The sequence below is a fragment of the Nocardioides convexus genome, from assembly GCF_011090295.1.
The window spans coordinates 1292276-1308815 of sequence record NZ_JAAMYA010000001.1 but is presented as its reverse complement, the minus strand read 5'-3'; the positions used below and the strand labels follow the sequence as shown (position 1 = coordinate 1308815).

General features: G+C 72.1%; 20 protein-coding genes and 8 pseudogenes. 17 read left to right on the top strand and 11 right to left on the bottom strand.

The features are described 5' to 3' along the window. Positions 1 to 19: 19 nt before the first annotated feature. Positions 20 to 604 (top strand): annotated as a pseudogene (locus tag G5V59_RS09650) (methylmalonyl-CoA mutase family protein); the annotation flags it as partial. Positions 605 to 677: 73 nt separating this feature from the next. Continuing rightward, a complete protein-coding gene (locus tag G5V59_RS09645) occupies positions 678 to 869 on the top strand; it encodes a hypothetical protein (protein WP_278256296.1) in 192 nt (63 codons plus the stop codon). Positions 870 to 886: 17 nt separating this feature from the next. Here G5V59_RS09645 and G5V59_RS09640 read toward each other — a convergent pair whose 3' ends face one another. Further along, positions 887 to 1006 carry an ArsC/Spx/MgsR family protein gene (locus tag G5V59_RS09640; protein ID WP_278259751.1) on the bottom strand — a complete coding sequence of 40 codons (120 nt, stop codon included), beginning with the start codon at positions 1004 to 1006 and terminating at the stop codon, positions 887 to 889. Between the two features lie 558 nt (positions 1007 to 1564). Here G5V59_RS09640 and G5V59_RS09635 point away from each other — a divergent pair. Together G5V59_RS09635 and G5V59_RS09630 are read left to right on the top strand one after the other, a co-directional pair. Beyond that, on the top strand, positions 1565 to 1732 hold the full coding sequence (locus G5V59_RS09635) for a hypothetical protein (protein ID WP_278256295.1): 168 nt from the start codon (positions 1565 to 1567) through the stop codon (positions 1730 to 1732). A gap of 33 nt (positions 1733 to 1765) precedes the next feature. Further along, entirely contained in the window at positions 1766 to 2092 is a 327-nt protein-coding gene (locus tag G5V59_RS09630) for a ferritin-like domain-containing protein (protein WP_341351170.1), read from the top strand. 266 nt (positions 2093 to 2358) lie between these two features. Here G5V59_RS09630 and G5V59_RS09625 read toward each other — a convergent pair. Beyond that, positions 2359 to 2649 (bottom strand): annotated as a pseudogene (locus G5V59_RS09625) (DUF952 domain-containing protein); the annotation flags it as partial. On the opposite strand from G5V59_RS09625, the gene G5V59_RS09620 reads away from it, so the two are divergent. The 4 genes from G5V59_RS09620 to G5V59_RS09605 are packed head-to-tail and all read left to right on the top strand — an operon-like array spanning position 2648 to position 3952. Then, positions 2648 to 2974 (top strand): hypothetical protein, encoded by a 327-nt coding sequence (locus G5V59_RS09620; protein ID WP_278256294.1) that lies wholly within the window; start codon positions 2648 to 2650, stop codon positions 2972 to 2974. The pseudogene G5V59_RS09625 and the gene G5V59_RS09620 sit on opposite strands and share 2 nt — an antisense overlap. Beyond that, on the top strand, positions 2971 to 3261 hold the full coding sequence (locus G5V59_RS09615) for a hypothetical protein (RefSeq protein WP_278256293.1): 291 nt from the start codon (positions 2971 to 2973) through the stop codon (positions 3259 to 3261). The genes G5V59_RS09620 and G5V59_RS09615 overlap by 4 nt, the downstream gene beginning before the upstream one ends. Then, entirely contained in the window at positions 3258 to 3788 is a 531-nt protein-coding gene (locus G5V59_RS09610) for an LCP family protein (RefSeq protein ID WP_278259749.1), read from the top strand. The genes G5V59_RS09615 and G5V59_RS09610 overlap by 4 nt, the downstream gene beginning before the upstream one ends. Further along, entirely contained in the window at positions 3767 to 3952 is a 186-nt protein-coding gene (locus G5V59_RS09605) for a hypothetical protein (RefSeq protein ID WP_278256292.1), read from the top strand. The genes G5V59_RS09610 and G5V59_RS09605 overlap by 22 nt, the downstream gene beginning before the upstream one ends. Positions 3953 to 3986: 34 nt before the next feature. Here the strand turns inward: G5V59_RS09605 and nucS are convergent. Continuing rightward, positions 3987 to 4687, bottom strand: a pseudogene (nucS, locus tag G5V59_RS09600) (endonuclease NucS). Between the two features lie 131 nt (positions 4688 to 4818). Here nucS and G5V59_RS36280 point away from each other — a divergent pair. The 5 genes and pseudogenes from G5V59_RS36280 to G5V59_RS09575 all read left to right on the top strand — a co-directional run bounded on the left by G5V59_RS36280 (position 4819) and on the right by G5V59_RS09575 (position 6819). After that, positions 4819 to 5355 carry a 3-hydroxyacyl-CoA dehydrogenase family protein gene (locus G5V59_RS36280; protein WP_341350898.1) on the top strand — a complete coding sequence of 179 codons (537 nt, stop codon included), beginning with the start codon at positions 4819 to 4821 and terminating at the stop codon, positions 5353 to 5355. Next, positions 5256 to 5653: pseudogene (locus tag G5V59_RS09590) on the top strand (3-hydroxyacyl-CoA dehydrogenase NAD-binding domain-containing protein). Before G5V59_RS36280 ends, G5V59_RS09590 begins: the two are co-directional and overlap by 100 nt. Beyond that, complete coding sequence (locus G5V59_RS09585; RefSeq protein ID WP_278256291.1) at positions 5556 to 5993, top strand: 3-hydroxyacyl-CoA dehydrogenase family protein; 438 nt, start codon at positions 5556 to 5558, stop codon at positions 5991 to 5993. The pseudogene G5V59_RS09590 and the gene G5V59_RS09585 overlap by 98 nt, the downstream one beginning before the upstream one ends. Before the next feature lie 69 nt (positions 5994 to 6062). Further along, positions 6063 to 6266: pseudogene (locus G5V59_RS36275) on the top strand (hypothetical protein); the annotation flags it as partial. 139 nt (positions 6267 to 6405) lie between these two features. Further along, positions 6406 to 6819, top strand: coding sequence for a hypothetical protein (locus tag G5V59_RS09575; RefSeq protein WP_278260287.1), 414 nt, complete (start codon positions 6406 to 6408; stop codon positions 6817 to 6819). Here the strand turns inward: G5V59_RS09575 and G5V59_RS09570 are convergent, their stop codons facing one another. The 3 genes from G5V59_RS09570 to G5V59_RS09560 form a co-directional block, all read right to left on the bottom strand. Beyond that, on the bottom strand, positions 6820 to 7983 hold the full coding sequence (locus G5V59_RS09570) for an endonuclease (protein ID WP_278256290.1): 1164 nt from the start codon (positions 7981 to 7983) through the stop codon (positions 6820 to 6822). Between the two features lie 76 nt (positions 7984 to 8059). After that, complete coding sequence (locus tag G5V59_RS09565) at positions 8060 to 8206, bottom strand: CGNR zinc finger domain-containing protein (protein ID WP_278259748.1); 147 nt, start codon at positions 8204 to 8206, stop codon at positions 8060 to 8062. Between the two features lie 246 nt (positions 8207 to 8452). After that, the gene (locus G5V59_RS09560) at positions 8453 to 8599 is read right to left on the bottom strand and encodes a hypothetical protein (RefSeq protein WP_278256289.1); all 147 of its coding nucleotides are present in this window, start codon (positions 8597 to 8599) and stop codon (positions 8453 to 8455) included. 48 nt (positions 8600 to 8647) lie between these two features. On the opposite strand from G5V59_RS09560, the gene G5V59_RS09555 reads away from it, so the two are divergent. Next, the gene (locus G5V59_RS09555) at positions 8648 to 9535 is read left to right on the top strand and encodes a DMT family transporter (protein ID WP_278256288.1); all 888 of its coding nucleotides are present in this window, start codon (positions 8648 to 8650) and stop codon (positions 9533 to 9535) included. A gap of 78 nt (positions 9536 to 9613) precedes the next feature. On the opposite strand, the gene G5V59_RS09550 is transcribed toward G5V59_RS09555, so the two are convergent. From G5V59_RS09550 to ccrA, 4 genes and pseudogenes are all read right to left on the bottom strand, one after another. Next, positions 9614 to 9988, bottom strand: coding sequence for an AI-2E family transporter (locus tag G5V59_RS09550; protein WP_278256287.1), 375 nt, complete (start codon positions 9986 to 9988; stop codon positions 9614 to 9616). 171 nt (positions 9989 to 10159) lie between these two features. Further along, on the bottom strand, positions 10160 to 10765 hold the full coding sequence (locus G5V59_RS09545) for an AI-2E family transporter (RefSeq protein WP_278256286.1): 606 nt from the start codon (positions 10763 to 10765) through the stop codon (positions 10160 to 10162). Then, positions 10762 to 12030: an ATP synthase F0 subunit B gene (locus G5V59_RS09540; protein ID WP_278256285.1), complete on the bottom strand. Its 1269-nt coding sequence runs from the start codon at positions 12028 to 12030 to the stop codon at positions 10762 to 10764. The genes G5V59_RS09545 and G5V59_RS09540 overlap by 4 nt, the downstream gene beginning before the upstream one ends. 162 nt (positions 12031 to 12192) lie before the next feature. Continuing rightward, positions 12193 to 13541: pseudogene (gene ccrA / locus G5V59_RS36270) on the bottom strand (crotonyl-CoA carboxylase/reductase). A gap of 182 nt (positions 13542 to 13723) precedes the next feature. On the opposite strand from ccrA, the pseudogene G5V59_RS09515 reads away from it, so the two are divergent. The 3 genes and pseudogenes from G5V59_RS09515 (at position 13724) to G5V59_RS09505 (ending at position 15854) form a co-directional block, all read left to right on the top strand. After that, positions 13724 to 14470: pseudogene (locus tag G5V59_RS09515) on the top strand (5-oxoprolinase subunit PxpA). A gap of 57 nt (positions 14471 to 14527) precedes the next feature. Further along, positions 14528 to 14887, top strand: a complete 360-nt coding sequence (locus G5V59_RS09510) for a carboxyltransferase domain-containing protein (protein ID WP_341350897.1) — start codon at positions 14528 to 14530, stop codon at positions 14885 to 14887. Next, a complete protein-coding gene (locus tag G5V59_RS09505) occupies positions 14808 to 15854 on the top strand; it encodes a carboxyltransferase domain-containing protein (RefSeq protein WP_341350896.1) in 1047 nt (348 codons plus the stop codon). Before G5V59_RS09510 ends, G5V59_RS09505 begins: the two co-directional genes overlap by 80 nt. Positions 15855 to 15960: 106 nt before the next feature. On the opposite strand, the pseudogene mce reads toward G5V59_RS09505, so the two are convergent. Beyond that, positions 15961 to 16427 (bottom strand): annotated as a pseudogene (gene mce, locus G5V59_RS09500) (methylmalonyl-CoA epimerase). Positions 16428 to 16540: the final 113 nt, after the last annotated feature.

Genomic DNA, 16540 nt, shown 5'->3' with positions numbered 1-16540 from the left:
GACTACATGAAGTCCGAGTCTGGTCTCCTCCCACGCCCGGCGCCGGGCCCGGATCGAGGACGGCGAGGAGATCATCGTCGGCGTCAACAAGTTCACGACCACCGAGCCGAGCCCGCTGACCGCGAACCTCGACGAGGCGATCATGACCGCGGACCCGAAGGCCGAGGAGGCGGCGCGTGCCTCGGTGGAGGCGTGGAAGGCGCAGCGCGACGAGACCGAGGTCGCCGAGGCGCTCGCGAAGGTCGCCGAGGACGCCAAGAGCGACGTCAACCTGATGGAGGCGACCCTGGCCGCCGCCCGTGCCGGCGCCACCACGGGTGAGTGGGCGGCGACCCTGCGCGAGGTGTTCGGCGAGTTCCGCGCCCCCACCGGCGTCGCCGGGGCCGTCGGTGTCGCTGCCGCCGGTGCTGAGTCGACCGCGGTCCGCGAGGCCGTTCGAACGACGGGCGAGGAGCCCGGTGGCCGCTTGCGCCTGCTCGTCGGCAAGCCCGGCCTGGACGGGCACTCCAACGGTGCCGAGCAGGTCGCCGTGCGTGCTCGCGACGCCGGCTTCGAGGTGATCTACCAGGGCATCCGGCTCACGCCGGAGCAGATCGTCGCGGCCGCCGTGTCCGAGGACGTGCACTGCGTCGGCCTCTCGATCCTCTCCGGCTCGCACATGGAGTCTGGTCCCGGCGGTGCTGGACGGCCTGAAGGCGGCCGGCATGTCCGACGTACCGGTGATCGTGGGCGGGATCATCCCCGACTCCGACGGCCGGGCGCTGGTGGAGCTCGGCGTGGCCGCGGTCTACACGCCGAAGGACTTCGGGCTCACCGAGATCATGGGCGGCATCGTCGAGGTGATCCGCAAGGCCAACGGCCTGGACTGACCCCGGCCTCGGTCTCCTCAGCCGGCGTCGATGACGCGGGCGAGGGAGTCGGGGTCGCGCCCGACCACGGTCGTGCCGTCCGTGGCGGTCAGGATCGGGCGCTGGATGAGCCTCGGGTGCTCGGCCAGGAGCGCCACCCAGGCGTCGCGCCGGGCGGCGTCCTTGGCGGGCAGGGCGACGCCGAGCCTGCGGGCGTCGGCCGTCCGGGCGATGTCCCAGGGCTCCAGCGCGAGGCGGCCCAGCACGTCCTCCAGACTCGGCGACAGTGGGCGGGTCGTCGAGGTAGCGGCGCACGACGTACTCGCTGCCGGCGGCTCGCAGACTCGCTCTCGGCGGTGCGGCACTTGGAGCAGGCGGGATTGAGCCAGATCTCGATCACGGGGCAGACCCTAGCGACGTGCGTCACGAGTGACCCCGGTCACGTCGGTTAGGTCTGCCTACCCTTTCTCACTTATCCTCGTGCACGTGGGCAAGGACAAGAAGAAGTCGAAGGGGAAGCAGAAGGCTCCCCAAGACGAAGTGCTGCGTCTCGAAGTCGAAGTGCGGTCGTTGCCCCCTGCGCATGCTCAAGGAGGGCACGCTGCCCGACGGCTACACCGTCAAGCGTCGGGTCCTGGTGACCACGAGCGGCAAGAAGGTCACCAAGAAGGCGCTCCAGAAGGCCGCCTGATCCCCACGACGATAGGGTGCCGCGCATGGCGGCTCCTCGCTTCACCGACCAAGCTCAACGTCCAGATCGGCAACGAGTTCGCCGCGCACAACCAGTACCTCGCCTGCGCGGTCCACTACGACGCGCTGACGATGCCCCAGGCTCGCCGGGCTGTTCTACGCCCAGGCGCTGGAGGAGCGCGAGCACGCCATGATGATGGTGCAGTACCTGCTCGACACCGACGCCCCTGTGGAGATCCCCGGCGTCGAGGCACCCGTCGCCACCTTCGCCGACATCGTCGCGCCGATCCAGGCTCGCGCTGGAGCAGGAGAAGCGGGTCACCGAGCAGATCTACGGCCTGCTGCGGATCGCCCGCGAGGAGAACGACTTCGCCTCCGAGCAGTTCATGCAGTGGTTCATCAAGGAGCAGGTCGAGGAGGTCGCCACCATGAACGACCTGCTCGCCGTCGTCACCCGCAGCAAGGACGACATCAACGCGATCGAGGACTGGGTCGCCCGCGAGCAGGGTGCCGGCGCGACCGACCCGACCGCGCCGGCGGCCGCCGGCGCCTGAGCCGCTAGGCCACCTTCGGGTGGCGGCGCCGGTAGACCAGCGTCGCCGCGGCGACGCCGACGGCCAGACCGAGCAGCGCGAGGAGCCCGGGGGCCTTGTCCCCGCCCACCGCCAGGCCGATGCCGAGGCCCAGCACGCTGCAGGCGATCGCGATGCTCGCCACGAGCACGTTGAAGAACATCTCCCCGAGGAAGATCCGCGAGAAGGCTCTGCGGCGGGTGCGCCGGGGCGCTCGGTGCCGGCAGCGGCGTCGCCCGCACGACCGCGCTCACCGGCAGCCGGCCGTAGATGTGCGGGAAGGTCTCGCTCACCCCCGGAGCCGGCGGCTCCTCGACGACCGGGACGTCGAGCCGGTCGGTGTCGATGTGCAGCAGCACCAGGGGCTCGCTCACCTCGCCGTAGAACCGGTCCCGCACGCCCGTCCACTGGTCGGCCCGGCTGGCGTGGATGAAGCCCTCCTCGGCGAGGCTGCGCCCCAGCGTCGAGGTCGTGTAGGCACCCGAGCGCTGGGCCGCCGCCCACTCCGAGGCGAGCGCGAGGTGGAAGATCGTGGCCATGCGGGCGATCCTGCCAGCCCGGAGGTGGTTCGTTGCCTACGGTGGTGGCGATGAGCGGCGAGGGGGGACCGGGGGAGCCCGGCAGGCGGGCGCGACGGGTGAGCTCCTCGCGCTCGGCGTCGGTGCGCCGTACCGGACGGCGGGGGCGGCGCAAGGCCGCGCGGCCGGGGCGCACCGTCGGTGCGGTCATCCTGGCGAGCCTGCTCGTCCTCGGGGTGGTGACCGGGACCGGCGTGAGCCTCGCCTACCGGCACTGGAACAGCAACCTCGACGTCGAGGACATCGACGCCCAGCCTCGGTTCGGACCGGCCGGACAACGCGGTGAAGGGCCAGGTCAACATCCTGGTGCTCGGCGACGACACCCGCGAGGGCAAGGGCAACAAGGCTCGACTCGGCCAGCGGCGGCGGCTCGGACACCACGATCCTGATCCACCTCTCCGCGGACCGGACCTTCGCCTACGGCGTCTCGATCCCGCGCGACATCATCGTCGACCGGCCCGCGTGCACCAAGAAGGACGGGGGCGCCGTACCGGCGCAGAAGGACGCGATGTGGAACGTCGCCTACACGGTCGGCGGGCCGGCGTGCACGGTCAAGCAGTTCGAGAAGCCTGACCGACGTCCGCGTCGACAAGTACGTCGTGGTAAAGTTCTCCGGCTTCAAGGACATGGTCGACGCGCTCGACGGCGTCGAGGTCTGCATCCCGGAGAAGATCGTCGATCCGGAGACCCACATCACCCTCGACGCCGGGACCCGCCGCATCCAGGGTGACGAGGCGCTGGCCTACGTGCGGGTGCGCAAGGGCGTCGCCGGCGGGGACGGCAGCGATCCGCAGCGGATCAAGCGCCAGCAGGCCTTCATGGCCTCGATGATCAACGGCGCCTTCCGTGCCGACATGCTGGCGCGCCCGAACCGGCTGCTGAGCCTGGTGAACGCCACCACGAAGTCGCTGACGACGAACTTCGAGAACGTCGCCCAGATGGCGGACCTCGCCGGCTCGCTGAAGGGCATCGGTCTGGACAACATCTCCTTCGTGACCACCCCGTGGGAGCCCTGGCCCGAGGACCCGAAGAACCGGATCCAGTGGCAGCCCTCGGTCGCGAAGGCTCGTGGAGCCTGGTGCGCCGGGACAAGCCGCTGACGCGGGAGTTCGAGGACGACGCGATCAACGCCGCGACGAATCCCGACGGCTCCGCCTCGACGTCCCCGTCCGGCTCGGCCTCCCCGTCCGGCTCGCCCTCGCCGAGCCAGGACGCCTCCAGCGAGGCGCCTGAGGTGCGACCGCGCTCGGCGGGGCTGTGCTGAGGCGTCGTAGCCGGACGGGCAGTACGAGGGCTGGCTAGAAGAGCCGGTCCTCGGCGTTGTCGAGCCCCCGCAGGGCGTCGTAGTCCACGACCGCGCAGGCGATCCCACGGTCCTCGGCGAGCACGCGGGCCTGGGGCTTGATCTCCTGGGCGGCGAAGATCCCGCGCACGGGGCCCTTCGCGGTGAGCAGCGGATCGCGGTTGAGCAGACCCAGGTAGCGGGTGAGCCTGCTCGACCCCGTCGATGTCGCCACGGCGCTTGATCTCCACCGCGACGCTCAGCCCCGCCTCGTCGCGGCACATCAGGTCGACCGGACCGATCGCGGTCGGGAACTCGCGGCGGACGAGGGTGAGGCCGGGCGTGAGGGTGGCGGGGTGCTCGGCGAGCAGCCTCCTGGAGGTGCTTCTCCACGCCGTCCTTCTGCAGGCCCGGGTCGACGCCGAGGTCGTGCAGGCTGTCGTGGAGGATCTCCTCGATCAGGATCCGCAGCGTGTCCGGCGTGGCGCCCTTGGCGGCCTTCGCGGTGACGGTCCACTCGACCTGGCCGTCCTCGGTGCTGCCCTCCCGGACGGTGCACGGGGGTGACATCCAGTTCAGCGGCTTGTAGGAGCCGCCGTCGGAGTGCACGAGCACCGAGCCGTCGGACTTGAGCATGAGCACCCGGGTCGCCATCGGCAGGTGGGCGGTCAACCGGCCGGCGTAGTCGACCTGGCAGCGCGCAACGACGAGTCTCACGAGCGACGAACATACCCGCCGCCCCGTACGCCGCCGTGCCCCGCACCGCCGTGGTGTGACCTCGGTCTCGAAGTGTCCACATGGTTACCGACCGGTAGCGGGTCGGCTCGGGGCCTGCCAGAATCCGGCGCATGACTTCGAGCGAGCAGATCTTCAACACGCTGGTGCTGCCGTACCTGAACCACGCGGTGCGCACCTACGAGTCGGGCTACGCCTCGGTGGCCGACATCGACGCCGCGATGTGCTTCGGCTGCGGCTACCCGAAGGGCCCGCTGACCGTCGTCGACGAGTCTCGGTGCCGCTCAGGTCCGCGACCTGCTCGCCGCCCGGTACGCCGAGACCGGCGACCACCTGCACCAGCCCGCGGACCTGCTGGAGAAGCTCGTCGCCGAGGGCCGCACGTTCGCCGACGAGGCCGCCGCCGCGGGCGAGGCCGCCGCGCCGGAGTTCAAGCACGACATCACCAAGGTCGGCGTCGTCGGCACCGGCACGATGGCCTCGGGCATCGTCCAGGTCTTCGCCCAGGCCGGCTACGAGGTCATCTACGTCGGCCGCAGCCAGGACAAGCCTGGACGGCGTCCTCGGCTACATCACCAAGAACCTCGACCGCGCCATCGCCAAGGGCAAGAGCACCGAGGGCGACAAGGACGCGCTGCTGGGCCGCCTGACCGGCTCCACCGAGCGCGAGGCGCTGGGCGGCGTCGACATCGTCGTCGAGGCGATCGCCGAGGACCTGGACATCGCTCGAGTCTGTTCCGCGACCTCGACAAGATCGTCAAGCCGGGCGCGATCCTGGCGACGACCACCTCCTCGCTCCCGATCACCCAGGCTCGGTGCCGCCACCGGTCGCCCGCAGGACGTCATCGGCATGCACTTCTTCAACCCGGCGCCGGTGATGAAGGCTGGTCGAGATCATCACCACGCCCGACACCGCGGCCGACGTGGACGAGACCGTCCGGGCACTGACCGCCAACGTCGGCAAGGTCGGCGTCTCGGCCGGCGACCGCTCCGGCTTCATCGTCAACCTGCTCCTCTTCCCCTACCTCAACGACGCCATCAAGGCTGGCCGAGGGCGGCGAGGAGCCTGGCCACCATCGACGCCGCGATCAAGGAGACCGCGAGCCTTCCCGATGGGCCCCTTCGAGTTCGCTCGACGTGGTCGGCAACGACGTGTCGCTGGCCATCCAGAAGGAGCCTGTACGGCGAGTTCGGCGAGCCCGGCTTCGCCCCGGCGAAGACGCTGGAGGAGAAGGTCGCCGCCGGCGGGCTCGGCCGCAAGACGGGCAAGGGCTTCCACACGTACTGAGCCGCGGAGCGCCCGATAGGGTGCACCGCGTGACTCTTCACCACACGGCTCTCGGTTCTACCGGGAGCCGTGTGGTCTTCCTCCACGGGCTCTTCGGCCAGGGCAAGAACTGGACCGGCATCGCCAAGCAGGCTCAGCCAGCAGCACCGGGTGCTGCTGCTCGACCTCCCGCACCACGGCCGCTCGGACTGGCTGGAGCGCTTCGACTTCGTCGAGACCGCGGCTCTGGTCGCGGAGGCGATCCGTGCGGAGGGCGCGGAGCCGGTGGCCCTCGTCGGGCACTCGCTCGGCGGCAAGGTCGCCATGGTGCTCAGCCTGCTGCACCCGGAGTCTGGTCGAGCGGCTGTGCGTCGCCGACATCTCGCCGGTCGCCTATCCCTCCGGCAGCGAGTTCCCGGGCTACATCACGGCGATGAAGAACCTGGACCTGAGCCAGGTCGTGCACCGCTCGGACGCCGACCGGCTGCTGGAGCCCGCGGTGCCCGACACCACGGTGCGCGCGTTCCTGCTGCAGAACCTGCGCCGCGACCCGGCCGCGCCGGCGGGCTGGAGTCGGCAGATGAACCTCGACGTGCTCGGCCGCGACCTGGGGGTCATCGGCGACTGGCCCGAGGCCGCGCTGGCCGCCGCGGCGCCGTACGACGGGCCGGTGCTGTGGCTCGCCGGAAGCCGGTCGGGCTACGTCCAGCCCGCCTACGACGCCGCGATGGACCGGTGGTTCCCGAGGAACCGCAAGGTGACCCTCAAGGACACCGGGCACTGGTTGCACTCCGAGCGCCCGGAGCTCTTCGTGGAGATCCTCCGGCGGTTCCTCGGGGACGGCTGACTACCAGATCGACTGCGCGTACTCGGGGTGGTCGACGAACGGGTTCCGGTTGCCCTGGTAGGTGTTGTAGATGACGTCGTTGCGCGCCCGCTCCGCGGCCGAGACCGGGTCGGCGGCGCTCCAGGCGAGCAGCACCGAGATCTTGCCGAGGTAGGGCACCGTGCCGTTGACGGTGTTGTTGAGCTCCAGGTCGGCGAAGCCGTCACCGCCCTCGTAGCGCACCGCCATGTACATCAGGCCGCGGGCGATGTCGCCCTTGACCGAGTCGCGCGGCTCGAAGGAGTCGGCGTCGCTGAAGCAGCCGGAGCAGTTGGCGACCGCGGAGCCGCCGTTGTCGAAGTCCTTGTTGCCGCGGGTGGAGTTGACGGTGACGTCCTCGGGCCGCAGGTGGTGCAGGTCGGTTCCGGGACCGTTGCTGGTGCCGAAGTCGCCGTGGCTCTGCGGCCAGGTGTGCTCGCGGTTCCACTGCCCGACGCTGCCGCCGTTGTTGGACTTCGCGATGGAGCGGCCGGAGTAGATCTCGATGATGTTGTTGCTGTTGGCCGGGTCCTGGTCGGTGACCTTGAGCGCGTCCCAGACCTGCGTGTAGGTCAGCGTCCGGTTGCCGTCGATGATGCCGTGCAGCGCGGTCGCCAGCGCGGCACCCGACTTGCCGGCCGCGGCGTCGTAGTAGCCCGCCGGGATGTCGGAGGAGCCGGGGTCGCCGGGCGGGGTGGTGGTGCCGCCGCCGGCGAGCGCGAACGCGCTGCTGTTCGTCAGGCCCGGGTGGGAGAAGTACGCCGCCAGCGTGCCGGTGACGTCGATCTGCTTGCCCAGCAGCGACGGGTTGGTCTTGAGTCCCCACGCCGAGCGGAAGGCAGCGGGGATCTGCACGTAGAGCATCGACCCGGTCGCGGTGGTGCCGGGGGAGTCGGCCAGGGCCAGGGCGTAGTCGTTGGGGAACCCGCTGGTCACCACGGTCGAGGTCGCGGTGGGCTGGCCCACGACGTACCCGCGCACGGTGGCCGCGGAGGAGTTCTGGGTGCCGATCGCCTGGGCCACCGTGAGCGGCGTGGCCGCGTCGGCGGGCGCCGGCCGCGGGGCGACGAGGAGGAAGGAGGACAGGAGGAGGGTGAGGACGAGGACGCCCAGCGGCGACCGTCGCATCCCGAGCATGCGAGTCATGGGGGAGATCCTGGCCCAGCAAGCGCCCCGCGGCCAGCCCCCCGCGCCGGGTTCACGTGCTCGTCACCGGATGTTGTCAGCCACCCGCCTGCCGGGCGCGGTACGCGGCGACGGCGTTGCGGTTGCCGCACGTGACCGAGCAGAACCGCTTGGAGCGGTTGCGAGACAGGTCGAGCACGACACCCTCGCAGGCCTCGTCGGCGCAGATCGCGAGCCGGGACATCTCGTCGGCGCGCACGACGTCGATCATCGCCATCGCGGTCTCCACCACGATCCGCTCGGCGAGCGGCCGCTCGGGGTCGATGGCGTGCACGTGCCAGTCCAGGCCGTCGTGGCGGCGCAGGCTGGGGGAGCGCACCGGCCTCGCGGAGCATGGCGTTGAGGATCTCCACGGCGCCGTCGCGAGAGGCGGTGAGCACGTCCCGCAGCCGGGGCACGACGGCGCGCACCTCCTCCAGGCTCGGCCTCGTCACCGTCGTGGCGCCCGGTGTAGGCGAACTCGGCGAGGAACTCGGCGAGGCTCCTCGGGGCTGGTCATCCCGACCGGCTCCAGGGCGGAGTTCACCAGCGTGACGGCGGCCCGGAGCGACACGGCGGTGTCATGAGCGAAAACCACGTTGACAGGTTACCGCAGTCCGCTCTAGCGTCATGGACCATGAGTACGTTGACCAGTGACGAGCCCCAGACTGCGCGACCGGGAGCCGGCGCCGGTCTGATGCTCGCCCTGGTCTCCGCCTTCGCCTTCGGGCTCTCCGGAGCGCTGGCGCGCCCCCTGCTCGACAGCGGCTGGAGCGCGGGCGGGGTGGTGCTGCTGCGGATCGCCGTGGGCGCGCTCGCGGTGCTGCCGCTGGGCGTGCGTGCGATGCGCGGGCGCTGGCGACTGCTCCGTGCGGCCCTGCCCACCCTGGTCCTCTACGGCGGCCTGGCGGTCGCCGGAGCTCAGTTCTGCTACTTCTCCGCGGTGCAGACCATGGAGGTCGGCCCGGCCCTGCTCATCGAGTACACCGCTCCGGCCGCGGTGGTCGTGTGGATGTGGCTCGTCCACGGCCAGCGCCCGGGCCGGGTCACCGTGCTCGGTGCGGCGGTCGCCGTGCTCGGCCTGCTCCTGGTGCTCGACCTGTTCTCCGGCGCCGACTTCGACCTGCGCGGTGCGGCCTGGGCGTTGGCGGCGATGGTGGGCGCCGCGGCGTACTTCGTCATCTCCGCCGACGAGCGCCACGGCCTGCCGCCGATGGCGCTGGCCGCCGGCGGCCTCGTGCTCGGCGGCGTGATCCTCGGCCTGCTCGGGCTGCTGCGGCTGATGCCGGTGGAGACCTCCTCCGCCCCGGTGGAGTACGCCGGCCTCGAGGTCGCGCCCTGGCAGGCGATCCTCGCCCTCGGGCTGGTGACCGCCGCCCTGGCCTACGGCACCGGCATCGCCGCCGGCCGGCGCCTGGGCTCCCGGCTGGCCTCCTTCGTGGCTCTCAGCGAGGTCGTCGCCGCTGTCGCGTGGGCCTGGGCGCTGCTCGGCCAGCCTGCCCGGCGTGGTGCAGCCTGCTGGGCGGGGTGCTGATCGTCCTCGGCGTGGTCGGGGTCCGGCTGGGGGAGCCGGCGGTCGCCACCGAGGAGCCCGTGCTCGGCTAGGCGGCGCCTAGCGTTCGTCCTGGCGCTTGACCACGACCTCGCGGATGATCAGCAGCACCGCGGCGGCCGCCGGGATCGCGAGCAGGGCGCCGACGACGCCGAGCAGCGCGCTGCCGACCAGTGCGGCGATCACGATCACCGCACCCGGCAGGTCGACCGAGCGGCTCATCACCCGCGGGTAGATCACGTAGTTCTCGAACTGCTGGTAGATCACGTAGAAGATCACGCAGATGATGCCGGTCTTGACGTCGGTGGCGAAGGCGATCGCGGAGACGATGACCGCGCCGAGGGTGGCGCCGATCATCGGGATGACGTCGAGAACCGCGACGACGAAGGCCAGCGCGACGGCGTACTTGCTGACCGGCGTGAACCACAGGAACACCAGTGAGCCTGATGCCCGCGCAGAGGGCGACGATGAAGGCACCGGAGACGTAGCCGCCGATGTTGGCGATCACCTTGTCGCCGAGCCTGGCCACCCGGTCGCGCCGCGAGGCCGGCGCGAGGCGGTAGATCGCGGCCTTGCTGTTGTCGAGGGAGGCCAGGAAGTAGAGGGTCAGGACGACGATGACGAAGGCGTTGAAGAGCCCGGAGACGAGCCTTGAGCCCGATACCGACGGCGTTGCCGAAGACCGCGGCGACGAGGTCGCCCTCGTTGAGCCTTCTTCTCGATCTTCTCGATGATGTGGTACTCGTCGTCGATGCGCTGGATGCGCTTGTTCTTCTGCAACTGGTCCAGCCACTCGGGCGCGTTCTTGGTGATCGCCTGCACCTGGTCGGTGATGACCGGCACGATCGCCACGACGAAGAGTGCCACCAGCCCGAGCGCCGCCAGGATCACCACGGTGACCGACAGCGAGCGGCGCAGCCCGCGCCGCTCCAGGAACATCACCGCCGGGTTGAGGCCGGCGGCGAGGAAGAACGAGACCACGACGAGCATCAGCACCGAGCCGATGCCCACGATCGCCTGGAAGAGCCAGAACGCCGTCAGCGCCCCGAGCGCGCCGACGAAGCCGTAGTAGTACGGCGAGCGCCGGTCGAAGGGCTTGCCCGGCTGGCCGTACGGCGCCTCCTCGCCAGCCGGCTCCGGCGCGGCGGGGTCGACCCCGCCGTGCTCGGTCACGCCGTCCGGCGCCTCCTCGACGGCGCCGGACCCGCTCAACTCTCGTCCTCGCCGAAGCCGGCGACGAGGTCGGCCAGGGAGGACAGGCTGGGCGGTGATGGCGGCACGGCGCTTGGTGAGCCGGTCCAGGCTCGGCGCGGCGCGACGCGATCTCGCGCTGCAGACTCGGACTCACCGCTGGCGGCGACGGCCTCGGCCTGGGCCCGCGCCGAGGCGATGATCTGCTCGGCCTCGCGACGGGCACGGGTGAGCAGGCCCTCGGACTCCGACTGCGCGGCGGCGCGGTTGGCGGCGGCCTGCTTGCTGGCCTCGGCGGCGCGCGCCTCCGCGGCGGTGGCGCGCTGCTCGGCCTCCTCGACCAGGCGGCGGGTCTCCGCGACGGCGCTGTTGTGGTGGTCGGTGGCCTCGCGGGCCAGCCGCTCCTTCTCCACGGCCAGCGCGCGGCGGGCCTCCTGGACCTCGCGGTCGACCGCGGCCCGGGCCTGCTCGACCTCGCGCTGGGCCTGGCTGCGCTGCTCGGAGACCTCCTGCTCGGCGGCGAGGCGGTGCTGGTCGGCCTCGCGGCGGGCGGCCGCACGGGTGTCCTCGGCCTCGCTCTGCGCCAGCGCCCGCTCCTGCTCGGCGTCGGTGAGCAGGCGGGTGCGGTTCTCCTCCAGGCCACGGAGCCTGGACCGCACGCATGTCGTCGGCCTCGCGGGCCGCCTCCGCGCGGATCGCCTTGGCGTCGCGGGTGGCCTGGTCGCGGATCTCGGTCGCGTCGGACTCGGCCGTGGCACGGATCTCGGCGGCCTCCTCCTCGGCGAGGCGCAGCATCGCGCTCGCCCGGCCCCCCAGCCCGGCGTACGACGGGGTGTCGTTCTCGGCCAGGCTCGGCCTTCGCCTTGGCGAGCTCCTGCTCGAGCTCGATGACCCGCTGCTCGGACTCGGTCAGGCTGGCGCCCAGGGTGGCCTTCTCGCTGGCGAGCCTGGCGGATCTGGGTGTCGACGGCCTCGCGGTCGTAGCCGCCCTTGCGCACGATCGGCAGGCTGCCGCCGGCCGGAGCGTTGAAGCCGACGGGCCGGGGCGCGCCCGCGGGCGCGGCACCGCGCGGGGCGGGGCGCGGCGAGGTCGCGGCCGCGCGGTCGGGCTGCGCGGCCGTCGGGCGGTCCGAGCCGGCGGGAGGACGGGGGGCGGGGGCGTCGCTCTTGACCGCCGGGATGACCTGCGTCGGCTCCTCGTCGCTGGACTTGGTGGTCGTCACGGGGGCGGACTCCTCGGTGGTGTGGGGCTCGTCGTCGAAGATGGACAGACCCTGATCGCTCATGGGGACGGAGCCTCCCTGGCTCTCGGTGCGGGCAGTTGGGGGGATGGGCCCCATGATCCCCGATGGACCTGAGCTTTCCCAGCCCGGCCCGCCGGATCCGGGCGGCAGGCGAAAAAGGCCGACGGGCCGGCGCGTGGTGCGCCGGCCCGTCGTAGGTCCGCCTCAGATGCCGCGGAACAGGTTGATCTTGTCGAGGTGCTGCGCCCGCAGGCTCCTCGTCGCGCACGCCGAGACCCTCCTCGGGGGAGAGGCACAGCACGCCGACCTTGCCCTGGTGCTTGTTGTGGTGCACGTCGAGGGCGGCCTGGCCGGTGTCCTCGAGCCTTGTAGGTGCGCGACAGGGTGGGGTGGATCTTGCCCTGCGCGATGAGGCGGTTGGCCTCCCACGACTCGCGGTAGTTGGCGAAGTGGCTGGAGATGATCCGCTTGAGGTTCATCCACAGGTAGCGGTTGTCGTACTCGTGCATGTAGCCCGTGGTCGAGGCGCAGGTGGTGATGGTGCCGCCCTTGCGGGTGACGTACACGCTCGCGCCGAAGGTCTCGCGGCCCGGGTGCTCGAAGACGATGTCGATGTCCTCGCCGCCGGTGAGTCTCGCGGATGGCCTTGCCGAAGCGCTGCCACTCCTTCGGGTTCTGCTTGGTGCCGTCCTCGTTCCAGAACTTCGGGGCGAGACTCGGAGCGGTTGATGACCATCTCGGCGCCCATGTTGCGCACGATCTGGGCCTTCTCCTCGTTGGAGACCACGCAGATCGGGTTCGCGCCGCCGTTGAGGGCGTACTGGGTCGCGAAGCCACCGAGGCCGCCGGAGGCGCCCCAGATGAGGACGTTGTCGCCCTGCTTCATGTTGCCGCCGTTGGCGGAGACCAGCCTGGCGGTACGCCGTGCAGTTCACCAGGCCGGGGGAGGCGGCCTCCTCCCAGGTGAGGTGCTCGGGCTTGGGCATGAGCCTGGTTGGCCTTGACCATCGCGACGTCGGCGAGGCCGCCGAAGTTGGTCTCGAAGCCCCAGATGCGCTGCGAGGTGTCGAGCATCGTGTCGTTGTGGCCGTCGGGGGCCTCGAGCCGACGGAGAGGCAGTGCGCGACGACGCGGTCGCCGGCCTTCCAGCGGGTCACGCCCGGGCCGACGGCGAGCACGACGCCGGACAGGTCGGAGCCGACGATGTGGTACGGCAGGTCGTGGCGCTTGGCGAGTCTCGGACTCACGGCCGTAGCGCTCGAGGAAGCCGAAGGTGGAGACGGGCTCGAAGATCGAGGTCCACACGGTGTTGTAGTTGATGGCGGAGGCCATCACGGCGACGATCGCCTCGCCGGGACCGAGACTCGGGCATCGGCACCTCGTCGACGTGCAGGGACTTGCGCGGGTCCTTGTCGCGCGAGGCGATGCCCTCGAACATGTCCACCTCGTCCTTGTGGACCGTCACGGCCCGGTAGGACTCCGGGAGGCTCGAGGTTGGCGAAGTCCTCCGAGGAGGTCCCTTCGGCCTGGATGGCGTCGAGAATGTGCTGCACGGTCGTCGTCTCCCTAGGAATGCTTGCGGATGGCAATACGGCCGCGGCGAAGATTACCCATCGGTAACCACCTCGTGGGGGCTTCGTGACGGGCGTCTCATCCGCGGCGATGTCGTCGCGAGTGCACCGTCCTGGGCTCGGCGGCGCGCTGATGGGTCACCATAGGCCCCGTGACGTTGCATCTGGGTGACCCGTCCACGAAGGAGGGTGCCGACCTCGTCGACCTCAACGCCGACGTCGGGGAGTCCTTCGGCCGGTGGCAGGCTGGGCGACGACGCCGCGCTGCTCCCGCACCTCACCAGCGCGAACGTCGCGTGCGGCTTCCACGCCGGCGACCCGCTCACCCTGGTCCGCACCTGCGCGCTCGCCGTCGAGCACGGCGTCGTGATCGGCGCCCAGGTGGGCTACCGCGACCTCGCCGGCTTCGGGAGGCGGTACGTCGACGTACCGGCCGCGGAGCCTGGAGGCGGACGTGCTCTACCAGACTCGGCGCGCTCGACGGCATCGCCCGGGCCGCCGGCGCCCGGGTCGCCTACGTGAAGCCGCACGGTGCGCTCTACCACGCGGTCTCCCGCCACCCGGAGCAGGCGGCGGCGGTGGTCCGCGCGGTGGTGGCCTTCGGCGGGCTGCCGGTGCTGGGCCTCGCCGGCTCGGACTTCCTGGCCGCGGTCGCCGGCGCCGGCCTGGCCGCGGTCGGCGAGGGCTTTGCCGACCGGGGGTACCTCCCCGGTGGCGGCCTGGTTCCCCGCTCGGAGCCCGGCGCACTCCTGCTCGACCCGGCCGAGGTCGCCGCGCAGGCGGTCCGCCTCGCCCGCTCCGGCGTCCGCTCGCTGTGCGTGCACGGCGACTCGCCGGGCGCGCCCGGCCTCGCGGCGGCCGTCCGGGCGGCGCTGGACGCGGCCGGGGTCGCGGTGGCGCCGTTCGCATGAACCTCCTCCCGTACGGCGACCGCGGGCTCCTCGTCGAGTCTCGCCGACACCTCCGCGGTGGTGGCCCTGGTGGCACACCTGCGGACGGACCCTGCTGTCGCGGAGGTGGCGCTCGACGTCGTACCGGGGGCCCGGACGGTGCTCCTCGTCGCCCGGCCGGGGGTGTCCGTCGACCGGCTCCGCGGGGTAGTCCCTGACGAAAGGCACGCTTTCGGAGACGAGATCAGTGCTTCTCGTCAGGGACTACCGCGGCGGGAGCTCGTCGTGCCGGTCGCCTACGACGGCGCGGACCTGGCCGAGGTCGCCGAGCCTGACCGGGCTGAGGCCCGAGGAGGTCGTGGCGGCGCACACGGAGACGCCGTGGCGGGTGGCGTTCGGGGGGTTCGCGCCGGGGTTCGCCTACCTCGTCGGCGGTGACCCGCGGCTGCGGGTCCCGCGCCGCGAGCGCCCACGCACCCGGGTGCCGGCGGGCTCGGTGGGGCTGGCGGGGGAGTTCAGCGGGATCTACCCGCGCAGGCTCGCCCGGCGGCTGGCAGCTGCTGGGCCACACCGAACTGGTCCTGTGGGACGCCGACCGCGACCCGCCGGCGCTGCTGACCGCCGGGACGACCGTGCGTTTCGAGGCCCGATGAGCGCGCTCGTCGTCCGGGCGGCCGGTGGACCGGTGCTCGTCCAGGACCAGGGCCGGCCCGGGCACGCGGCGATCGGCGTCGGCGCCTCCGGGGCCGCCGACCGCGTCGCCCACGCCCTCGCCAACCGGCTGCTCGCCAACGATCCCGGCGCCGCGACCCTCGAGGTAGTGCTCGGCGGGCTGGAGGTCGAGGCCGCGGGGACGCTCTGGGTCTGCGTCACCGGCGCGCCCGCGCCGCTGAGCGTGGACGGTCGCGCCGAGCCGACGGGCGCGGTGCTCGCGCTGCGGCCGGGCCAGCGGCTCGCCCTCGGCACCCCGGCGAGCGGCCTGCGCTCCTACCTCGCCGTCCGTGGCGGCCTCGACCTGCCCGCGCTGCTCGGCTCCCGTGCCCACGACAGCCTCGCCGGTCTGGGCCCGGGGCCGGTGCGAGCGGGGGACGTGATCGCCATCGGCCGCGAGGTCGCCGGCACGATCGGCGTGGACGCCGTCCCCGCCAGCAGGTACGACGCCCCGGCGACCGTGCGCCTGCACCGCGGCCCGCGCGACGACTGGGCCACCGGCCTCGACGCCCTGGTCGGCACGCCGTGGCGGGTGGCGGCGGACAGCGACCGGGTCGGGCTCCGGCTCGAGGGGGAGCCGCTCGGCGTCGTACCGGACCGCGAGGAGCCTGCCCAGCGAGGGTGCCCTGCGCGGCGCGGTCCGAGCTGCCGCCGGACGGACGGCCGGTGGTGTTCGGCCCCGACCACCCGGTGACCGGGGGCTATCCCGTGGTCGCCGTGGTGGCCGATGCCGATACCGACCGGCTGGCCCAGGCTCAGGCCGGGCGAGGAGCCTCCGGTTCCGCTGGGCCTGAGCGTGCTCAGTGAGCGCCGCCCGCGGCCGGCTCGACGAGCTCGACCAGGACGCCGCCGGCGTCCTTGGGGTGCACGAAGTTGATCCGGCTGTCCGCGGTCCCGCGGCGCGCCTCCGGGTAGAGCAGGCGCAGGCCGCGCTCGCGCAGGATCGCGGAGACCTGGTCGAGGTCGGTGACCCGGTAGGCGAGCCTGCTGCAGGCCCGGGCCGCTGCGGTCGAGGAACTTCGCGATCGTGGAGTCGGCGTTGAGCGGCGCGAGCAGGCTGGATCTTGGAGTCGGTGTCGCCGACCGCGACCATCGCCTCGCGCACCCCCTGCTCCTCGTTGGTCTCCTCGTGGGTGACGTGCATGCCGAAGTTGTCGCGGTAGAACGCGATCGCCTCGTCGAGGTCCGGCACCGCGATGCCGACATGGTCGATGGCGGTGAACAGGTGCGTGGGGACTGCGCTGGTGACCGGGTCAGTGATGCTCATGCGCGCCATTGTGCCGTCGCACCCTCCTCCGAGGGGTGTGACGAGTGCCTCACCGACCGCACGATGGACCCCTCGCCGGGCCTGGATACCCGCGAGTAGAGTCGAAATGTTCC